This is a genomic window from Streptomyces sp. PA03-5A (assembly GCF_033792725.1).
Classification (GTDB): Bacteria; Actinomycetota; Actinomycetes; order Streptomycetales; family Streptomycetaceae; genus Actinacidiphila.
In genome coordinates this window covers 1-17,817 of the sequence record NZ_JARAVL010000015.1, presented here as the reverse complement: position 1 = coordinate 17,817, position 17,817 = coordinate 1, and the positions used below count along the sequence as shown (strand labels likewise).

Annotated in this window: 11 protein-coding genes; 4 read left to right on the top strand and 7 right to left on the bottom strand. The window is 73.7% G+C overall.

What is annotated here, in order from left to right; genetic code table 11:
• Positions 1–29: 29 nt before the first annotated feature.
• The gene (locus tag PV410_RS19750; protein WP_500326242.1) at positions 30–1,085 is read right to left on the bottom strand and encodes an iron-siderophore ABC transporter substrate-binding protein; all 1,056 of its coding nucleotides are present in this window, start codon (positions 1,083–1,085) and stop codon (positions 30–32) included.
• Between the two features lie 185 nt (positions 1,086–1,270).
• Here PV410_RS19750 and PV410_RS19745 point away from each other — a divergent pair, with 185 nt between their 5' ends.
• From PV410_RS19745 to PV410_RS19735, 3 genes are read left to right on the top strand one after another with little or no spacing between them, the layout of a single operon-like run.
• On the top strand, positions 1,271–1,720 hold the full coding sequence (locus tag PV410_RS19745; RefSeq protein WP_500326240.1) for a MarR family winged helix-turn-helix transcriptional regulator: 450 nt from the start codon (positions 1,271–1,273) through the stop codon (positions 1,718–1,720).
• Positions 1,717–3,480: an MFS transporter gene (locus tag PV410_RS19740; protein WP_500326238.1), complete on the top strand. Its 1,764-nt coding sequence runs from the start codon at positions 1,717–1,719 to the stop codon at positions 3,478–3,480. The genes PV410_RS19745 and PV410_RS19740 overlap by 4 nt, the downstream gene beginning before the upstream one ends.
• The gene (locus tag PV410_RS19735; protein ID WP_500326236.1) at positions 3,456–4,016 is read left to right on the top strand and encodes a cysteine hydrolase family protein; all 561 of its coding nucleotides are present in this window, start codon (positions 3,456–3,458) and stop codon (positions 4,014–4,016) included. Before PV410_RS19740 ends, PV410_RS19735 begins: the two co-directional genes overlap by 25 nt.
• On the opposite strand, the gene PV410_RS19730 is transcribed toward PV410_RS19735, so the two are convergent.
• From PV410_RS19730 to PV410_RS19720, 3 genes are all read right to left on the bottom strand, one after another.
• Complete coding sequence (locus PV410_RS19730; RefSeq protein WP_500326234.1) at positions 3,997–4,773, bottom strand: hypothetical protein; 777 nt, start codon at positions 4,771–4,773, stop codon at positions 3,997–3,999. The genes PV410_RS19735 and PV410_RS19730 overlap by 20 nt on opposite strands.
• Before the next feature lie 27 nt (positions 4,774–4,800).
• A complete protein-coding gene (locus PV410_RS19725; RefSeq protein ID WP_500326232.1) occupies positions 4,801–5,370 on the bottom strand; it encodes a GNAT family N-acetyltransferase in 570 nt (189 codons plus the stop codon).
• Between the two features lie 95 nt (positions 5,371–5,465).
• Entirely contained in the window at positions 5,466–9,542 is a 4,077-nt protein-coding gene (locus PV410_RS19720) for a discoidin domain-containing protein (RefSeq protein WP_500326230.1), read from the bottom strand.
• Between the two features lie 287 nt (positions 9,543–9,829).
• Here PV410_RS19720 and PV410_RS19715 point away from each other — a divergent pair, with 287 nt between their 5' ends.
• On the top strand, positions 9,830–10,531 hold the full coding sequence (locus tag PV410_RS19715; RefSeq protein WP_500326229.1) for a Type 1 glutamine amidotransferase-like domain-containing protein: 702 nt from the start codon (positions 9,830–9,832) through the stop codon (positions 10,529–10,531).
• 7 nt (positions 10,532–10,538) lie between these two features.
• Here PV410_RS19715 and PV410_RS19710 read toward each other — a convergent pair whose 3' ends face one another.
• From PV410_RS19710 to PV410_RS19700, 3 genes are read right to left on the bottom strand one after another with little or no spacing between them, the layout of a single operon-like run.
• Positions 10,539–11,540, bottom strand: coding sequence for an ATP-binding cassette domain-containing protein (locus PV410_RS19710; protein ID WP_500326227.1), 1,002 nt, complete (start codon positions 11,538–11,540; stop codon positions 10,539–10,541).
• Positions 11,537–14,302, bottom strand: a complete 2,766-nt coding sequence (locus tag PV410_RS19705; protein ID WP_500326226.1) for a hypothetical protein — start codon at positions 14,300–14,302, stop codon at positions 11,537–11,539. The genes PV410_RS19710 and PV410_RS19705 overlap by 4 nt, the downstream gene beginning before the upstream one ends.
• Before the next feature lies 1 nt (position 14,303).
• Positions 14,304–17,636: an ABC transporter permease gene (locus PV410_RS19700; protein WP_500326224.1), complete on the bottom strand. Its 3,333-nt coding sequence runs from the start codon at positions 17,634–17,636 to the stop codon at positions 14,304–14,306.
• Positions 17,637–17,817: the final 181 nt, after the last annotated feature.

Here is a 17,817-nt window from a genome sequence, read left to right as displayed (position 1 = left end):
GGCGTACGGCTCTCGGTGGCCTCGCGGGCTCACGCCGTGAGGCGCTGCTCCAGGTCGTCGAGGACCGCGTTGGCCGCGGTGACGCCGAGCCCGAGGTACCAGGTCTCGTCCGGGACGTCGAAGGCGTGGCCGTCCTTGACCGCGTTCAGGTTCTTCCACAGCGGGTTGCCCTGGGCCTTGGACTTCTCGGTGGCCTTGGGGTCGCCGTAGACGCCGGTGAAGATGTAGTCGGCGTCGGCCTGGTCGATGTTCTCGGCGCTGATCTCGGCGGCCAGGTCCTCGATGTCCTGGTTCTTCGGCCGCGGGATGCCGACGTCCTTGAGGATGGTGCCGATGAAGGAGTCGTTCGCGTAGAGGCGGATCTTGCCCTCGGGCATGTAGCGCACCATCGACACGGTCGGCTTGTCGGCGCCCAGCTTCGTGCCGAGTACCTCCGCCTTCTTCGCGTACGCGTCGAGGTTCGCCTTGGCCTGCGCGGTCTTGTCCAGCGCGGCCGCGTTGAGGAGGTAGTTCTCCTTCCACGTGAAGCCGGGGCGGATGGAGAAGACGGTCGGCGCGATCTGCGACAGCTCGTCGTAGGAGTCGGCGGCGCGCAGCTGGCTGCCCAGGATCAGGTCCGGCTTGAGCGCGGCGATCGCCTCGAGGTTGAGACTGTTGATGGTGCCGATGTTCGCGGGCTTGCCCGCGGCGCCCTTGAGGTAGGACGGGAGCTCCGGCGAGCCCTCGGTGGGCGCGAGGCCGACCGGCTTGATGCCGAGCGAGACAACGTTATCGAGCTCGCCCACGTCCAGGACGACGACGCGCTTCGGCTGCGTCTTGAGGACGGTGCTGCCCATGGCGTGCGTGAGGGTGCGCGGCCACTCGCCCGGCTTGGCGGTGGTGCCCATGGCCGCGGTCTTCTCCGCGGCGTCCCCGAAGTCCTCGCCGCCCTGCGCGACGGACTTGGAGTCCTTGGACCCGGCGGTCGCGGAGGCGGCTGCGCTGCCCTTCTTCCCGTTGCTGCTGGATCCACCGCAGGCCGCGAGGGAGAGCGCGGCGGCGATGGCGACAGCGACGGCGGCTGTGCCGCGGCGCCGAAGAGACATGTGGAGGCTCCTGTACGTGGTTCACCTTTGAAGCATTAGGCGAGCCTAACCTTATGCGCTGCCTGTGCGCCCCCCGCAAGCGGGGGTCCCCGGGCGCTCCCGCCCGGTCCCGGCGCCGCCTCTTGGTCCGGTCTTGACCGGAGCTCGATAGTTACATCAGATTGATTTATCTATTGTTACTAATCATGGATGCGAAGGCACTCGAAGCGGGTGACCCGACCGAGGTCGGGGCCGCGTTGCGGCTGAGCGTGGGCCGGATCGCGCGGCGGTTGCGCCAGGCGCACGCCGTGGGGGACGTGACGCTGTCGGAGGTGTCGGTGATCGCCCGGCTGGACCGGGACGGCCCGGATTCTCCGGGGTCGCTGGCCGAGTTGGAGCGGGTGCGCCCGCAGGCGATGGCGACGACGCTGGCCGGGCTGGAGGAACGCGGGCTGGTGAGCCGCAGGCCGGACGCGAAGGACAAGCGGCGCGTCGTGATGACGGTGACGGAGGCGGGGCTGAAGGTGCTCGCGGACCGCCGGTCGGAGTCGGTGCAGCGGCTGGCCGCCGTGCTGGGCGGGCAGTTCACCCCGCAGGAGCGGCGGCAGCTCGTCGACGCGCTGCCGCTGCTGGACCGGCTGGCGGAGCAGCTGTGACCAGCGCGGACGTCGCCGACGGCCGCTATAAGTGGGTGGCGCTGTCGAACACCACGCTCGGCGTGCTGATCGCGACGATCGACGCGTCGATCGTGATCATCTCCCTGCCGGCCATCTTCCGCGGGATCGGCCTCGACCCGCTCGCCCCCGGCAACATCGGCTACCTGCTCTGGATGATCCTCGGCTACCTGCTGGTCTCCGCCGTGCTGGTGGTCGTGCTCGGCCGCCTGGGCGACATGTTCGGCCGGGTCCGGATGTACAACATGGGCTTCGCGATCTTCGCCTGCGCCTCGCTCGCCCTATCCCTCGACCCGCTCAAGGGCGGGGGCGGAGCCCTGTGGCTGATCGGCTTCCGGATCGTGCAGGCCGTCGGCGGGTCGATGCTGACCGCGAACTCGGCGGCCATCCTCACCGACGCCTTCCCCACCCGGCAACGCGGCATGGCGCTGGGCATCAACCAGATCACCGCGCTCGCGGGCCAGTTCCTCGGGCTGATCGCCGGCGGGCTGCTGGCCACCATCGACTGGCGCGCGGTGTTCTGGGTGAGCGTGCCCATCGGCGTCGTCGGAACCGTCTGGTCGTACCGCAGCCTGCGGGAGACCGGCGCACGGAAGCCGGGGCGCGTCGACTGGATCGGCAACCTCACCTTCACCGCAGGCGCCGGGGGCCTGCTCGCCGCCATCACGTACGGCATCCAGCCCTACGGCGGCCACCCCACGGGCTGGACCAACCCCTGGGTGCTCGGCGGCCTGGCGGCGGGCGTGCTGCTGCTCGTGGCGTTCTGCGTCGCGGAGACCCGGGTCGCGGAACCGATGTTCCAGCTCGGCCTGTTCCGCATCAGGGCGTTCGCCGCCGGCAACCTGGCGGTGCTGCTGACCGCGATCGCCCGCGGCGGCCTGCAGTTCACCCTCATCATCTGGCTGCAGGGCATCTGGCTGCCGCTGCGCGGCTACGACTTCGAGCAGACGCCCCTGTGGGCGGGCCTGTTCATGCTGCCGCTGACCGTCGGCTTCCTCGTGGCGGGGCCGGTGTCCGGGTACCTGTCGGACCGCTTCGGCGCCCGGCTGTTCTCCACCACAGGACTGGTCCTCGTGGCGGCCGCGTTCGTCGGCCTGCTCGCGCTCCCGGTCGACTTCCCCTACCCCGCCTTCGCGGCACTGCTGCTGGTGAGCGGCATCGGGCAGGGCATGTTCTCGGCCCCCAACACCTCGGCCATCATGGGCAGCGTCGCGCCGGATCAGCGCGGCGTCGCCTCCGGCATGCGCTCCACCTTCCAGAACTCCGGTACCGCGCTCTCCATCGGCCTGTGCTTCTCGCTGATGATCGCCGGCCTGGCCGGCTCGCTGCCGCAGACGCTCGCGGACGGACTGCGGGCGAACGGCGTGCCCGCCGGCACCGCCGAGCAGGTCGCCGGACTGCCGCCGGTGAGCACCCTGTTCGCCACCTTCCTCGGCGACAACCCCATCGGCCACCTGCTCGGGCCCAGCGGGGTCCTCGGCACCCTGCCCGAGCACCAGGTGCACGTCCTGACCGGCACGGCCTTCTTCCCCACGCTCGTCTCCGGTCCCTTCCACCACGGACTCGTCACCGTCTTCGGCGCGGCCACCGTCATGGCCCTGATCGCCGCGCTCGCCTCGGCGCTGCGCGGCCGCCGCGACACCCCCGCGGCGAGCCGTCCCGGTGGCGACGCGAACGACCCGAACGACCCGAACGGCACGGACAAAGGACAGCAAGAATGGCGCACAGCGCACTCCTCGTGATGGACGTCCAGCGAGCCATCACCGACCGTTTCACCGGGGACACCGGCTACCTGTCCCGGGTGCGTGACGCGATCGACGCCGCGCGTGCCGCGGACGTCCCCGTCATCCACGTCGTCATCGGCTTCCGCGCCGGACATCCGGAGATCAGCCCCCGCAACAAGACCTTCGGCGCGCTCGCGCAGGCGGGCGGCTTCGCCGCGGGCGACCCGGGCGCCGAGATCCACCCCGACGTCGCGCCCGCCCCCGGCGGCGTCGTCGTCACCAAGAAGCGCGTCAGCGCCTTCGCGGGCAGCGACCTGGACGTCGTCCTGAGGGCGCGTGGCGTCGACAGCCTCGTCCTGACCGGCATCGCGACCTCAGGCGTGGTCCTGTCCACGCTGCGCCAGGCGGCCGACCTCGACTACGGCCTCACCGTCCTGTCCGACGGATGCCTGGACGCCGACCCGGAGGTGCACCGCGTGCTCACGGAGAAGGTGTTCCCGCGGCAGGCCGACGTCGTCACCGTGGAGGAATGGGTCAAGTCCATGGCTCACTGACCCCGGTGGACGGCTCCCCGTGCCCGCCGAGGGCGCGGGCGAGCCGTTCCCCCTGGGCGGCGGTCACGCCGAGGCCCGGCAACGGCTCCGGGTACGGCCGCCCCTCGCCCTCCACGGTAAGGGAACCGCCACCGCTGAGCGGCGAGCCCCACGCCGGGTCGTGCCAGATCCCGTCCCCCGGACCGCCGATGAGGCACCGGGCCGCGAGCGCCGCCGTCTCCTGCGGCGCGCCGACCGCCGTGAGCGCGGCGGCGATCCGCGGCAGGGCCTCCGTGGCGTGCCGCCGGCCGTCGGTGAGCACGGGCAGCAGGAGCAGCAGCCGGGCGGCGGGATCGGACAGGCCCTCGTCCGGGCCGGCACCCGGCACCGCGTCGGCGACGTGCACCAGTTGGCGCCACCGCAGACCGGGGCCGTAGGCGTCGCCGGCGTACGAGAACAGGGTCTCCGCGCGGACCCAGCCGGGGTGGGTGAGAAGGAAGTCCAGCCCGGCGTCGCCGTCGAGGTTCCGGTGGACCAGGACGACGCAGTGGCCGTCCCCGAAGGGCACCCTGAGGACCGGCCAGGCCCGCTCGTCGTCCAGCACCTCGGCCAGGGCGTCGGTGTCGGCCCCGTCGTCCCCGAACCACTCCGGCTCGGGACGCTCGCCGGACGGCCCGGCCTCGCACCACCCCAGGAGGTGGTTCGCCCAGAAGCCGGGCCGGTCCGTCAGCGGCTCACCGGCCGTCAGCGGTCCGTGGTCGTACCCCTTGATCAGCACACCGGACAGGATGCCAGACGCCGCCGGTCAGGCCAGTGGCACGCTACTGCCCGCGGACGCGGCGGTGGACACGCGGCCGCGCAGGTCGAGACGGAGACGCACGAAGTCGGCGCCGCCGGGGCCGGGGCGGCGACCGCCCTCCGGGACCCAGCCGTGGCGGGTGTAGAAGGCGAGGGCGCGGCTGTTGCGCTCCCAGGCGTCCAGCAGCCCCGTCTCCAGGGAGGAGTCCCGCAGGAAGCGCACGAACTCGGCGTGCAACCGCCCCCCGACGCCGCGGCCCCAGCGGTCGGGGCGTACGTGGATCCAGTGCAGCTCACCGCACGCCGGCGCGGCCTCCGAGCCCTCCTTGGGCGGCCCCATGGCCACCACGCCGACCACCTCGGTGTCCTCGACGGCGCACAGCACCGTCGTCGCGCTCGACTGGATGGCGTGCGCCCAGGACGCGCGACGGCGCGCCCACCCGTCGGGGCTGTCGATCTCGGAACCGGGCAGGCCGCCCGCCTGGTAGTACGCGGCACGCGCCTGCGTGTGCACGTCCACGATGGCCGCCAGGTCGCCGAACCGCGCCGGGCGCATCAGGGCTGGAGAAGTCGTCACCTCCTGTCAGACGTCCGCGATGTGGGACGGGTTCCCGGCGCGCCGCATCGCCGTGGCGGTCACCCGGCAGGTGACCGCCAGGGCGGCGACGGGGGCTACGGCTGCGCGGTGACCGGCGGCACGTTGTAGCCGTCGACCCGCAGCTCGGGACGCTTCGACGGCAGCGCCCCGGCGGGCCAGGACAGCGTCACCGTGCGGCTCTCACCAGGGAGCAGCCACAGGTAGTTGTCGCTGTACAGGGTGGGCAGCACCCGGTCCCCGTCACGGGAGTCCAGCAGGGAGAGCCGGACCAGGGCGGCGACCGTGGATCCCCGGTTGCTCAGCCGCGCGGTCAGCCCGTGGCGATCGCCCGAGAGGTCCGTGTCCGTGACGTCGGCCAGGACCCGGGTCCGCGCGGCCTTGTTGAGCGCCTGCATGTGCTCGGGCTTGCGGTAGCGCCAGTAGACGTTCTCGGACAGCACGTCGCCGTGACGGTCCGTCAGTCGCAGCTTCAGCAGGTGGAAGTCCGGCAGGCCGTCCGTCCACGCCACGGTGAACGCCTCCGCCTTCGCGGACGCCGCGACGTCCACCGTGCCGCGACGCTCCGCGGACAGCGGATGACCGGACAGGTCGAGCAGCCGCGCGGACACCGTCGCACCCTCGAGAGCCGCGGGCGTGTGGTTGACCGCCACGACCTTCCCGGTCACGGGATCGGCCTGCACGTGGACGGGCTCGGCGGCCTTGCGGACCCCGTAGTAGGCGCCGTTGACGTCGAAGTCGTAGTCGTACGTCTGCCACACCGTGCTGTACCAGGCGGGGTGCGACATCCACAGCATCAGGCCGCCGGCGTCGTCCCACAGCCGGCCGTTCCAGGCCTCGAACATGGCGCGGAAGTTCTCGTAGTTGACGAACTGCGCCTTGCGGCAGAAGTCGTCGAGGTCCTCCGCGGTGCCGAGCCGGCCCTCGATGGCCGCGCGGTAGTTCTGCGGGGCCTGGTTGCCGCGGGTGCTCCAGTCGTGGTGGTACCAGACGCCGCCGACCGGCCACTCGGGCTCGTCGCCGGCCATGCGCCGCATGGTCTCGGCGGTCGACACGACGGGCATGCCGATCTCGGTGTGGAACCCGAAGCTGCCGCTGCCGTAGGTGGACGCGGAGTAGTACCGCTCGGGCTCGACCCAGCCGTACGGGCCGCCGCCGGAGACGATGCCGCCGGCCGAGTTGTTCTGGTAGAGCAGGGCGGGGGCCTCCGCGCGGACCGCGGAGCGCATCCCGTCGTCCACCGGGCCCGGAGGGTTGCCCTCGTTGGCGCCGCACCACACCACGACGCTGGGGTGGATGCGGTAGCGCCGCACGGTGTCCCGCGCCAGGTCGAGGAAGGCCTGGCGGTTGGGCGGGTCCATCGCCCAGGCGTTGGGGAAGTCGTTCCACACCAGCAGACCGTGCTCGTCGCAACTGGCGTAGAACTCCTCGCGGTTGCTGCTGCCGACCCAGTTGCGGATCATCGTGAAGTTCATGTCGCGGTGCATGCGCACGGCCGCGTCCATGCGCTCCGCGGGCATGCGGCGCAGCAGTTCGTCCCAGCCCCAGTTGCCGCCGCGGGCGAAGACCCGGACGCCGTTGACGCTGATCTTGAGCGGCACGGTGGAGTTGTCGACGGACTTCACGTCGGTCCACTCGTCGCCGTCGTCGGAGACCTGGACGGTGTACGTCCTGGCGTAGGCCTGCTCCCAGGTGATGACGACCCGGTCGAACCGCACCGCGGAACCCAGGTCGACCTGGATCCACTGCTCGTCCTCGTACTTCGAGGACCAGCGGGTGCCGGGCTTGCCGTCCACCGCGTTGCCCGGACCGCTGCCGTCGCCCTCGGAGGACGAGGCGGTGGCCTCCTTGCGCAGCGCCAGGTCGGTGCCGGGCGTGCCGCTGTCGACCACCGACAGGCCCCACATCGACGAGCCCCAGCTGGTGGCGCGCGTGTGGCAGAGGATCCGGAGGTAGCGGGCCGTGGTCGCGGCGAACTCCACGTCCTGCAGGCTCGCCGCGCCCGAGGTCTGGAAGGGCAGCGGGACCGCGGCGTTGTCGACGGACGCGGCGTCGGTCCAGTCGTCGCCGTCGTCGGAGACCTGGACGGTGTACGTCTCGGCGTACGCCTGCTCCCAGGTGACGACGACGCGGTCGAAGGGCACCGCGGAGCCGAGGTCGACCTGGACCCACTGGTCGTCCTCGAACTTCGACGACCAGCGGGTGCCCGGGTCCCCGTCGGTGACGTTGCCGGGGCGGTTGTTCGGGTCGTCGGTGGAGGAGGAGGTGGCCTCCTTGTGCAGGGCGAGGTCGAGGTCGGGCGCGGTGCTGTCGGCCACCGACAGCGCCCACATCGACGAACCCCAGTCGGTGGCCCGGGTGCGGCACAGGATCCGCACGTAGCGGGCGGTCCGCCGGGTGAACGTGACCGTCTGCGCGTAGGCGTCGGAGCCGGACTGGAAGGTGAGCGGGGTGTCGTACTCGTAGCCGAACTGGCGCAGGCCGAAGCGCGTGGTGCGCCGGTCGCTCTCCTGCCCGGCCACGGAGGCGGTGAGGGTGAGCCGGTGCAGTTCCGGCTCACCGTAGCCGTTGGGCCACCACAGCTTCGGGTTCCGCAGGCGCAGCTTCGGGTCCGAGGCCGGGTCGAAGACGACGTCGGTGCTGCCGCCCCCCGGCACGGTGACCGTCCGCTGCACGCGCACGCCGTCGAAGGCGGCGGTGACGGTGACGGACCTGGCCTCCCCGGCGGCGTTGCGGAGCGGTACGACGATGGTCACCTCGGCCGTGCGGGTGTCGGGCAGGTCCGGCAGGACGGTGTCGACACGGGGGTCGCCGAGGACGGCGTCGCCGGTGGAGCGCAGCCGTACGTGGTTCCAGATGCCGGCGGCCCGGTCGCGCACCGCGGGCATCCAGTCCCAGCCGGAGGAGGCCAGGTAGGTCGGCGAGTTGCGGTTCATCATGTTCGCGCCGGCGTCGACGAAGGCGAGGCCGGCCGCGCCCTTGTCGCCGGGGCTGCCCGGGAACGGCATGGGGCTGATCTTCACCGCGAGGGCCTGCGGGCCCTGCGCCGCCAGCAGCCCGGTCACGTCGTAGGCGGCCCGGGCGAAGGGGAAGGTGAGGGTGCCGGCCTGCTTGCCGTTGAGCCAGATGTCCGCCTCGTGGTTGACCCCGTCGAACTCGAGCCAGACGCGGCGCCCGGCCCCGGTGCGCAGGCCCTTGGGCAGGCGGAACTCGCGCCGGTACCACCAGGAGTGGCGGGAGAGGGCCTCGGGGATGTGCAGGTTGGCGAAGCCGGCGACCGGGTCGGGCAGGTGGCCCTCGGCCACGAGCGAGGACAGGACGGTCCCGGGCACGGTGGCCGGCAGCCAGGCGCTGGTGTCCACGGAGGGCGCGGACAGTTCCGCGGCGCTGCCGCCCGCCCAGTCGTCCATGGTCAGGTCCCAGCCGGACTCCAGCGGCACGGTGCCGTCGTCGGCGACCTCCAGGGCCGGGGGCGTGCGGTGGTGGGTGCCCCAGTCGGTCCAGCCGGTGGCCTCGGGGCGGTGTCCGCGCGGGGTGCCGTACACCTGGAAGCCGTTGAGGCCCAGAGGGTTGGCGTTGGAGCGCTTGGTGACCGTCATCCGCACCCAGCGGGCGGTGACGGGCCGGGGCAGGGCGATCTCCACGACCCCGCCCTTGCCGTCGTCGGTGCGGTGCGCGACGGTCCACGACTTCCCGTCGCGCGAGGTCTCGATCACGAAGGCGACCGCGCAACTCGACAGCACCTCCTGGCCGGTGGTGTTGTCGCGGGGGTTGCCACCGGTCCCGGGCGTGAACGGCGGGTCGTCGACCGTCGCCTCGAAGGTGAGGCGCACCGACCCGACCTCGCACAGGGCCTGAAGGTCGACGGCTATCCACTGGGGGTCGCCGGCGGCGGCCCGCCAGCCGGAGCCCCGCACGCCGACCTGGTCGAGGCCGTCGACGGCGAACTCGGCCGGTGTGGGGGCGTAGTCGGTGGAGGACACCGTGACCGGGCGGTACGCGGCGAGTTCGCCTCGGGCACCGGCCGGGTTCGAGGACCGCGTCTGTGCCGTGGCGGCGGCGGGGAAGGCCATGCCGAGCCCGAACCCCGCGAGGAGGGTGGAGCCGGTGGAGAGTACGGCGCGTCGGGAGGGCAGGGAGGACTGGTCCGGCATGAACAACGGCTCCGTTCAGGGATGTTCAATGAGGAGGCGGCCTGGCATCATCGAGGCGATGACAACGTTGCCATCGCGATGACAACGTTGCCGAACATGCACCCGCCGGGAAGGGCCTGTCAAGGTTTTGGGCACGCCGCGTTCCGGGATTCTCCTAAATTAGGAATACATATTGACATGAGTCGGGCTTCGCGTCAGAGTCGTTGGTCCGCCCGGGCCGATGGCCGTTCCGGCGCCGGTCCGGGGCAGGAGGTGTCGCCCGCCCAGTGGCCGTCAAAGATGTCCGTATGGCCGCGAAGAGAAGGATCGTGCTGCTGGGCGGCGGCTTCTCGTGGGCGCCCGGGTCGCCGCTCGACGCATACGTGTTGCGCACCGCCGGGCGGCGGCGCCCGAAGGTCTGCTTCGTGCCCACCGCCAGTGGTGACGCGCAGTCCTCCGTCGAGGACTTCCACGCGGCGTTCGCCGCGCGCGACTGCGAACCGGCGCACCTGCCGCTGTTCCGCCGTGACCACCGGGACCTGCGTTCCTTCGTCCTCTCCCAGGACGTCGTCCACGTCGGCGGCGGCAACACCGCGGCCATGCTCGCCGTGTGGCGCGTGCACGGCCTCGACGCGGTCCTCCGCGAAGCCCTCGACGCGGGCGTGCTCCTGTGCGGCATCAGCGCCGGCGCCAACTGCTGGTTCGGGGCCTGCCTCACCGACTCCTTCGGACCCGTCACACCGCTGCGCGACGGCCTCGGCCTGCTGACGGGCAGCCTCTGCCCCCACTACGACAGCGAGCCCGCCCGCAGGCCCACGTTCCGCGCTGCCGTGGCCGAGGGGGAACTGCCCGCCGGCTGGGCCCTCGACGACGGGGTGGCGGCCCTGTTCACCGACGGCGGTCTCACTGAGGTCGTCTCGGAACGACCGGGTCCGACCCTGCACCGGGTGGAGCCCGGGAGCGGTGGCGCGGTGCGCGAGACGGGACTGCCCGCAGGCCTGCTGACGTGAGGTCCGGTCAGGAACCGGGTGGGTTGCCGGTCTCCTCGTCGGGGCGGTCGGGGCGGACGGCGATGTGGTCGGGTTCGAGTTCGAGCATGACGCGGTTGCGGATGTCGAGGGCGTGGGTGTAGTCGCGGGGGAGCTGGAGGCGTCCGGAGCGGTCGACGGTGGCGTACTCGCTGGCGTGGACGGTGGTGCGGCCTTCGTCGTCGACGCTGGTGCGGCGGACGACTTCGGAGGCGGTGCGGCCGTCGCGGATGGCGACGGTGCGGTCGACGGCGGTGGCCACGGCCTGGTCGTGGGTGACGACGACGATGGTGGTGCCGAGCTGTTCATTGGCGGTGCGGAAGGAGTTGAAGACCTGCTCGCCGGTGGCGGAGTCCAGTTGGCCGGTGGGTTCGTCGGCCAGTACCAGTGAGGGGTGGTTGGCCAGCGCGACGGCGATCGCGGTGCGCTGCTGTTCGCCGCCGGACATCTGCTGGGGCCGGCGGTCGGCGCAGTAGCCCACGCCCATCAGGTCCAGCAGTTCGGTGGCGCGGTCGGTGCGTGCCTTGCGGCCCTTGACCCGGCCGGAAAGCCGCATGGGCAGCACGACGTTCTGCAGGGCGGTCAGGTAGGGCAGCAGGTTGCGTGAGGTCTGCTGCCAGACGAAGCCGACGACCTCGCGCTGGTAGCGCAGGCGGGCGGCGGCGTCGAGTGCGAGCAGGTCGAAGCCGGCCACCGAGGCGGCGCCCGCGGTGGGGGTGTCCAGCCCGGCCAGGATGTTCAGCAGGGTGGACTTGCCGCTGCCCGAGGCGCCGACCAGGGCCATCAGTTCGCCCTGCTGCACCAGCAGGTCCAGGCCCTGCAGGGCCTGGACCTCCACGCCCTGGGCGGTGAAGATCCGCACCAGCCGGTCGCAGACGATCAGCGCGTCATGCCCGTAGGCAGGCCGCTCCCGGCTCTCGGCGACGCGTCGCTCCAGCTCCGCCAGCGTCGCACCGCTCCGTGCCGCCGTCCCCGGTGTGTCCTGGCTCATTCCCGTTCCCCCATCCGCAGTTCCGTTCCCTCTCCCCGTCGCCCGGTCAGCCACGCCTGCCCCGCCAGCGCCGCGCAGGCCAGCACCACCAGCGCGGCCGCGGGCAGCAGCAGCGACAGCGGGTCCGTGCGCAGCACCGTCCCGGACACGCCGCTCACCGGCGCGGCCGCGGAGAAGGCGAGCGCGGTCAGGTTCACCCCCTGACGCAGCAACGGGACCGTGGCCAGGCTGACCAGGACGCCGCCGAGGGCGCCCAGGAGGACCTGCGGCAGCATCTCCAGCACCGCCAGCCACTGCCGCTGACGAGCCGTCATGCCCATCGTCCGCAGCCGCGCCAGCAGCGCCTTGCGCTGCGGCGTGTGCACCATCAGGGAGAGCAGCAGGGCCAGCGCGCTGTAGCCCGCACCCGCCGCCACCGCCGCCAGGTAGACCCGCCGGGCGCCGGTCTGGAGCGCCGAGGAGGTGAACGACGCGCGTTCCTCGGAGCGGAGGACCACCGTCAGGTCCGCCGAGGCGGCGCGCGTCGCGGCGTTCAGCGCCTGCCCGTCCAGTCGCGGCCCCGTCACGTAGAGCGCGGTCGCGGCCTGGACGGGGGAGCGGGCGGTCTCGGGGTGCGTGCGGGCCAGGCCGGCCGCGGAGACGACGACGAACTCGCCGCCCAGGACAGCGGGCGTCACGTCGCGCACCGCGGCCGTGCGCACCGGGGTCGCCCCGGCGAAGGCCTGCACGGACACGGTCGTCCTGCCGAACTCCCGCGCCAGCGCGGGGGAGACGATCGCGGGGAGCGGTCCGCTGCCGTCGCCCTCCAGTGTCGCGGCGGGGAAGGGGGCGCCGACGCCCGTGCTGGCCACCAGGGCGGCGTAGCGTGCCGGATCGACGACGACCAGGTCGTAGGGGGTACCGGCCGGCGCCGTCGACAGACCCGTCTCGATCCTCACGGGTGAGGTGCCGAGCACGCCGTGCACCCGCCGGACCTGCGCGTCCAGGCCGTCCGGGAGCGTGGTGAGGGACTCGATCCGGGCGTCGCCGCCGACCGCGCGCGTGGCGGCGCGGTCGCGGCCGCTCTCGACGCCGGTGAGGACCGAGCCGCCGAACGACGTCACGGCCAGCGCCACCAGCACGGCCACCAGCGGCAGCGCCGTGGCGGAGGGCGTGCGGCCGGCCCGGGCCAGCCCCAGGTACAGCACCGTGCCCCGCATCCGGGCCGCGGGCCGGGACAGCAGCCGCAACGGCAGCGGGTACAGCCTGAGCAGGACCAGCGCCCCGATCACCGCGACCAGCACCGGTGCCGCGGCGGTGAGCAGGTCCGCTCCGCCGTCCGCCGTGCCCCTGCGCCGCAGCGCCACGACCGCACCGGTCACGACGACCGCCACGGTCAGCTCCGCCACCGCGCGGCGGCGTGAGGGCCGGGCCTGCACGAGGTCGTCGCGCCGCTCCGGGCCCACCCGGCGGACGAGCGCCACCGCCCGCAACGGCAGCGCCGGAACGGCGACCGCCGCCACCAGCACCCCGGCGAGCAGGGAGGTGGCGGAGCGTTCGGCCGGCACCAGCAGCAGCGCGAGCAGCACCCCGGCCGCCGTGCACGGGACGACCACGACGGCGCTCTCCGTCAGCAGCCGGGCGCACAGACCCGTCAGGCTGCTCCCGCGCGCCCGCAGCAGCCGCAGTTCGGTAAGGCGACGGATCGCCGACAGGCCGCCCGCCATCAGCAGCACGATTCCTGCCACGGCGCCCACGCCCACCGTCGCGATCAGCACCAGTGGCGCGGCGGCCTCCCGCTCCCGTACGAACGGCCCCAGCAGCGCGGCGAGTCCGTCCTGGCCCACGGTGACCGCCTGGCTTCCGGTCAGTATGCGCAGCTGGGTGGAGTCCGGTCCGCCCGACAGCGACGCCAGCCGGTCGCGCAGCGCGGGCACGTCGTGGGCGCTCAACGCGCCGACGTCGGCGGGATGGTGCCAGTACAGGCGGGCGCCCTCCGGCAGGTCGAGCACCACGCCGCCGGCGTCCTGACCGATGAGCGCGGTGAAGTGCCAGTAGTGCTCCGGGTCCTCACCCGGCGGGCCGGGGACGCTCACCAGGGTCGGGGCGAGCAGGTCCTGCTCGGCGTTCCAGAAGGCCTCGCCGGGCGAGTGGGGTTCGACGATCCCGGTGATCCGCACGGTCAGCCCGGCCCCGGTCGTGTCCAGCAGGTGGACCGCGGAACCCGCGCGCAGGCCCATCACCTTCGCGGTCCGTGCGGTGACCACCGCCTCCACCTCACGCTCCCCGGCGGTGGACGCCGGCATGCGCCCGGCGACGAGCCGGGAGCGGGCGGCGAGGCCCGGCTGGGAGACGAGCGTGGCCCGCGGATCGCGGTCCCTGGTCGGCCGGGGCAGGCCGGGATCGGTCGCCGCCGCCGCCTCGGCGTTGCGCACCCCGTACACCGTCTGCGCGGTGTCCAGGGCCAGCGGCGGCCGCACCACACTCCGGAACATGTCCTCGGTCCTGGCGAGTTCCCTCGCCTGGAACGGCGAACCGCCACCGCCTCGCACCCCGGAGAACGACAGGTCCAAGGTGGCGGTGACGCTGCGGTCGGTCAGGGAGGCCCGGCGGAGGGTGTCCCGCAGTGCGGCGTCCTCGTACGCCTCGACGGTGCGGGGCAGCGCCGCCGCGAGGAACGCGGTCACCAGCACCAGGGCGGCCAGCGCCAGCGCACCACCGGGGGCGGCGCGCAGGCGGGCACCGGTCCACGAGGCCGGCCGCGCGGTACGTACGTCGGTCACGTCACTCCCCTCCCTGCCGGCGCAGCGCGCGGACCGGATCGGCCGTACGCAACGCCGCCACCGCCACCGCCAGCAGCGGCAGCACCGCCACCGCGGCCAGCAGTTCCAGCAAGGGCACGGCGGGCAACTCCACCCGCACCTCGGGCACCGGCCTGTCCGCGCGTGCCGTCAGCACGATCAAGGGCACGATCGACCGGGTCAGCGCCCCGCCCAGCAGCGCCCCGACCCCGACCGCCGTCAGCACCAGCAGCCCCTGCTCCGCCGCGATCACCCGGGCCAGCGACTTCCGAGGCGTGCCCAGCGCCCGTAGCAGCGCGAACTCCTGCGAGCGCTCCCGTACCGCTCCCGCCGCCGCGACCGCGAAACCCACCGCCGCCAGCACCGCGGCCGCCACCACCGCCGCCGGCAGGGCCGACAACGGACCCGCGCCCAGCGGGTCCCGCCGCAACTCCGCCCGCGCCTCGTCTCGGACCACGATCGTGGCGGCGTCCCCCCGGGCGCGCAGGGCCGAGGCCACACGGGGCCCTCCGGCCGGGCCGGCGGCGAGCCACCACTCGGTGGGCTCCAGCCCGCGCTGGTCCTGGAAGACCAGGGCGCGGTTCAGGCTCGCCAGGTCCAGCAGGACGGCGCCGCCGCCGGTGCCCGTGGAGCCGTCCCGCCCGGTGGTGGGCAGTGCGCGGAGCGACCCCGTGATGCGCAGGGACAGCCGTGTGCCCTCCAGTTCGACCGGGACGGTGCTGCCGGGCCTGGCGTCGACGGCGCTCAGGAAGGCGTCGGTGACGACCGCGGGCAGCACCGTGGGTGGCCGCGGCCCCGCCCGCAGGGTGAGGGAGGCGCCGTCGGCGCCGTTGGGGACGCCCTGCTGGAAGGGTTCCTCGCCGGTGTCGTAGCGGACGGTCAGCGGGGTGTCCGCGGCGGAGCGCGGTTCGCCGGTGCGTGAGGGGCGGTAGCCGAGGCCGGGGGCCTCGGGGAAGTCGGGGTTGTCGATCTGCGTGCGGGCGGACCAGGCCGTCGTGGTGGGGGAGGGCACCTCGCGTGTGCCGTCGTCGGCCGTCACCGCGCGGACGTCGGTGACTGTCAGGCTGTGCCGCTCGTTCCGCCGGGGCACCAGGTACTCCGCCCGGAGCCCGGTCAGACGCAGCGGCCCGGCCGGGCCCGCGCCGCGCGCCCGGCCCGTGACGGCCGCGAAGTCGGCTTCCAGCACGTGCCGTTCGCCGTCGGCCCGGACCTCGCCGAGGGAGAGCGTGTACGGGACGCCGTACCGGTCGGTCAGCGTCACGAACAGCTGGTCGGTCACCGTGCCGGCGACGGTGCGGTCCCCGGCCCCCAGCGACCGGAGGCGGACGGTCAGGCGGAGCCGGTCCGTGCCGTCGGGCAGGACGAATCCGGCGCTGCGGGCGGCGGGGCCGCCGTCCGCCCGCAGGGGTCGCACGAGGTCCGCGAGGGGTTCGGCGGACAGGTCGTCACGCAGTCGCAGGACACGGGCGGCAGAGGTGCTGTCCACGGCCAGGACGGTCGCGTCGCGGTCGCGGGGCAGGGACACGGTGGCGCGGCCCGCGGGGGTGACGGCAGCGATGCCGGGTACGTCGTCGTAGACGCCGCCCTGCCCGAACGCGGGCGTGGCGGAACCGGACACGCGCAGGTCGGCGCCGACCGCGAAGTCCGCCTGGTCGTCCTGCGACCGGGTCCACGTGCTGTTCTCGCCGATCGCGAACATGCTGATCGACACGGCGAAGACCAGCAGCAGGGCGGGCCCCGCCCCGCGGCCCGGGCGGCGTGCCAGCTGCCAGCCCACCAGGGACACCGGCAGCCCGCGGGCCTTCGCCGCGCGGCGCTCGCCGAGCCGGGCCGCCAGCGGCAGCAGCCGCAGCGCCAGCACCGCACCCGCCAGCAGGCACAGCGCGGGCGCCCCCACCAGGACCGGATCCAGACCCAGCCGTCCGGAGGTGTCCGTGCTGAGCGTCCCACTGCCCGCCTCGCGGCGGGACAACTGCCAGAACGCCAGGCCGGCCACGAGCACCAGGCCCGCGTCCGCACCCGCCTGCACGCCGGCGGGCAACGCCCGCCGGCGCCGCCGCGCCGTGTATTCCTGCGTGTACGTCCCCGTGCGCCGCAGTACGGGCCCGACGACGGCGAGACCGCAGGCGAGCGCGGTGAGCGCGGCCACCCACCAGGCGGTCAGCGGCGAGGGCTCCAGCCGTACCCCCGCCCGGGCCAGCGCCCCGTGACCGGCGAGCAGCCGCACCAGCCGGCCGGAGAGCAGCGGGGCCAGCACCACGGCCGGCACGGTCAGCAGCAGGGCCTCGGCCGTGGCGAAACCGGTCATCTGGGCGCGCGAGCCGCCGCGGGCACGCAACTGGGCGGTCTCGGCCGAGCGTTCCTCCGCGAGCAGTCCGGCGACGAGGAGCAGGGAGAGAGCGGCCAGCAGCATCAGCTGCAAAACGCTGATCAGCAGGGTCGACCGGCTCACCAACAGCGTTCTGTGCAACTCCGCCAGCAGGTCCGGAAGTTCGCTGCTCGCCACGACGGAGTTCGCGGCCTGCAGGGTGCCCAGCCGCTGCACCGTCCGATGGACGCTCCCGCTGACGCCGTCGGCGCGGGCCGTGGTCATCGCGGCGAAGTCCCCCTGCGCCTGCCAGGCCATCTCCACGGCGGGGACCCCGCCGGGGCCGAAGGCCCCGGGGGAGGTGACCATCGGCCCGTACGTGGTGAAGGAGAGCGTCCGCACTCCGCGCCCGCCCAGCGGGTCGAGCCGCCAGTACAGGGCATATCGGTCGACCGGCCGGTATGTCCCCGTCACGCGGACCCGCAGCGTGCCGTGGCGCAGCCGGTCGGTCAGGGTGAGCACCTGCCCGGTGCGCACCTTCAGCGCTTCCGCGGCCGCCTCGGGCAGCGCCACCGGGACCGGTCCGCCGGCCGCCGGGGCCGCGGGGAAGGTGCCCTCGGCCATGGTCACCCGTGCCCGGTCCAGCGTCGACAGCACCGTCAGGTCCGGGTCCCCGGTGCGCGGGGCACCGCGCGGCCGCAGCGCCATCGGCAGCCCGTACGGGCCGGAACGGGTGACCCCGGTGACGGACACCGGCAGGCCGTCGTAGGCCCCGGCGACCGTGGCGCGCACGGCCCCGTCCGCCACGCCCGGGTCCTTGCCGTCGACGTCGGCGGTGATCCCGACCAGTGTCCGTGCCGCCGACTGCTCCTGCAGCGCGCGCCGCAGACCGGCGTCCCCCACGGCCGCGCTGAACGCGGCGAGCGCGGCGACCGCGCAGGTGGTCAGGAGCACGGAGAGCAGGGCGGCGCCGAGCAGCAGACGGTGCGCGCGCAGACGCAGGAACACGAACCCCGGCACCATGCCCCCCGTTCTCGATGGCCCGTGCAATGAGATTGGCACAGACTACGCCCACCCGGCCCCGGGGCTAACTGATCGTTTCAGAATGAAGGTCGGAGTCGTCGGAGGCAGATGATGCTGCAGGCGAGTTCCAGGAGGCCCTGGTGGAGGTCGGCGCGGCGTTCGTAGC

What these genes read in the sequence shown, in the direction of transcription:
- PV410_RS19715 (WP_500326229.1), top strand. Translation starts at nt 9,830, where the DNA reads ATGGCCGCGAAGAGAAGGATCGTGCTGCTGGGCGGCGGCTTCTCGTGG.
- PV410_RS19745 (WP_500326240.1), top strand. Translation starts at nt 1,271, where the DNA reads ATGGATGCGAAGGCACTCGAAGCGGGTGACCCGACCGAGGTCGGGGCC.
- PV410_RS19720 (WP_500326230.1), bottom strand. Translation starts at nt 9,542, where the DNA reads ATGCCGGACCAGTCCTCCCTGCCCTCCCGACGCGCCGTACTCTCCACC.
- PV410_RS19750 (WP_500326242.1), bottom strand. Translation starts at nt 1,085, where the DNA reads ATGTCTCTTCGGCGCCGCGGCACAGCCGCCGTCGCTGTCGCCATCGCC.
- PV410_RS19710 (WP_500326227.1), bottom strand. Translation starts at nt 11,540, where the DNA reads ATGAGCCAGGACACACCGGGGACGGCGGCACGGAGCGGTGCGACGCTG.
- PV410_RS19735 (WP_500326236.1), top strand. Translation starts at nt 3,456, where the DNA reads ATGGCGCACAGCGCACTCCTCGTGATGGACGTCCAGCGAGCCATCACC.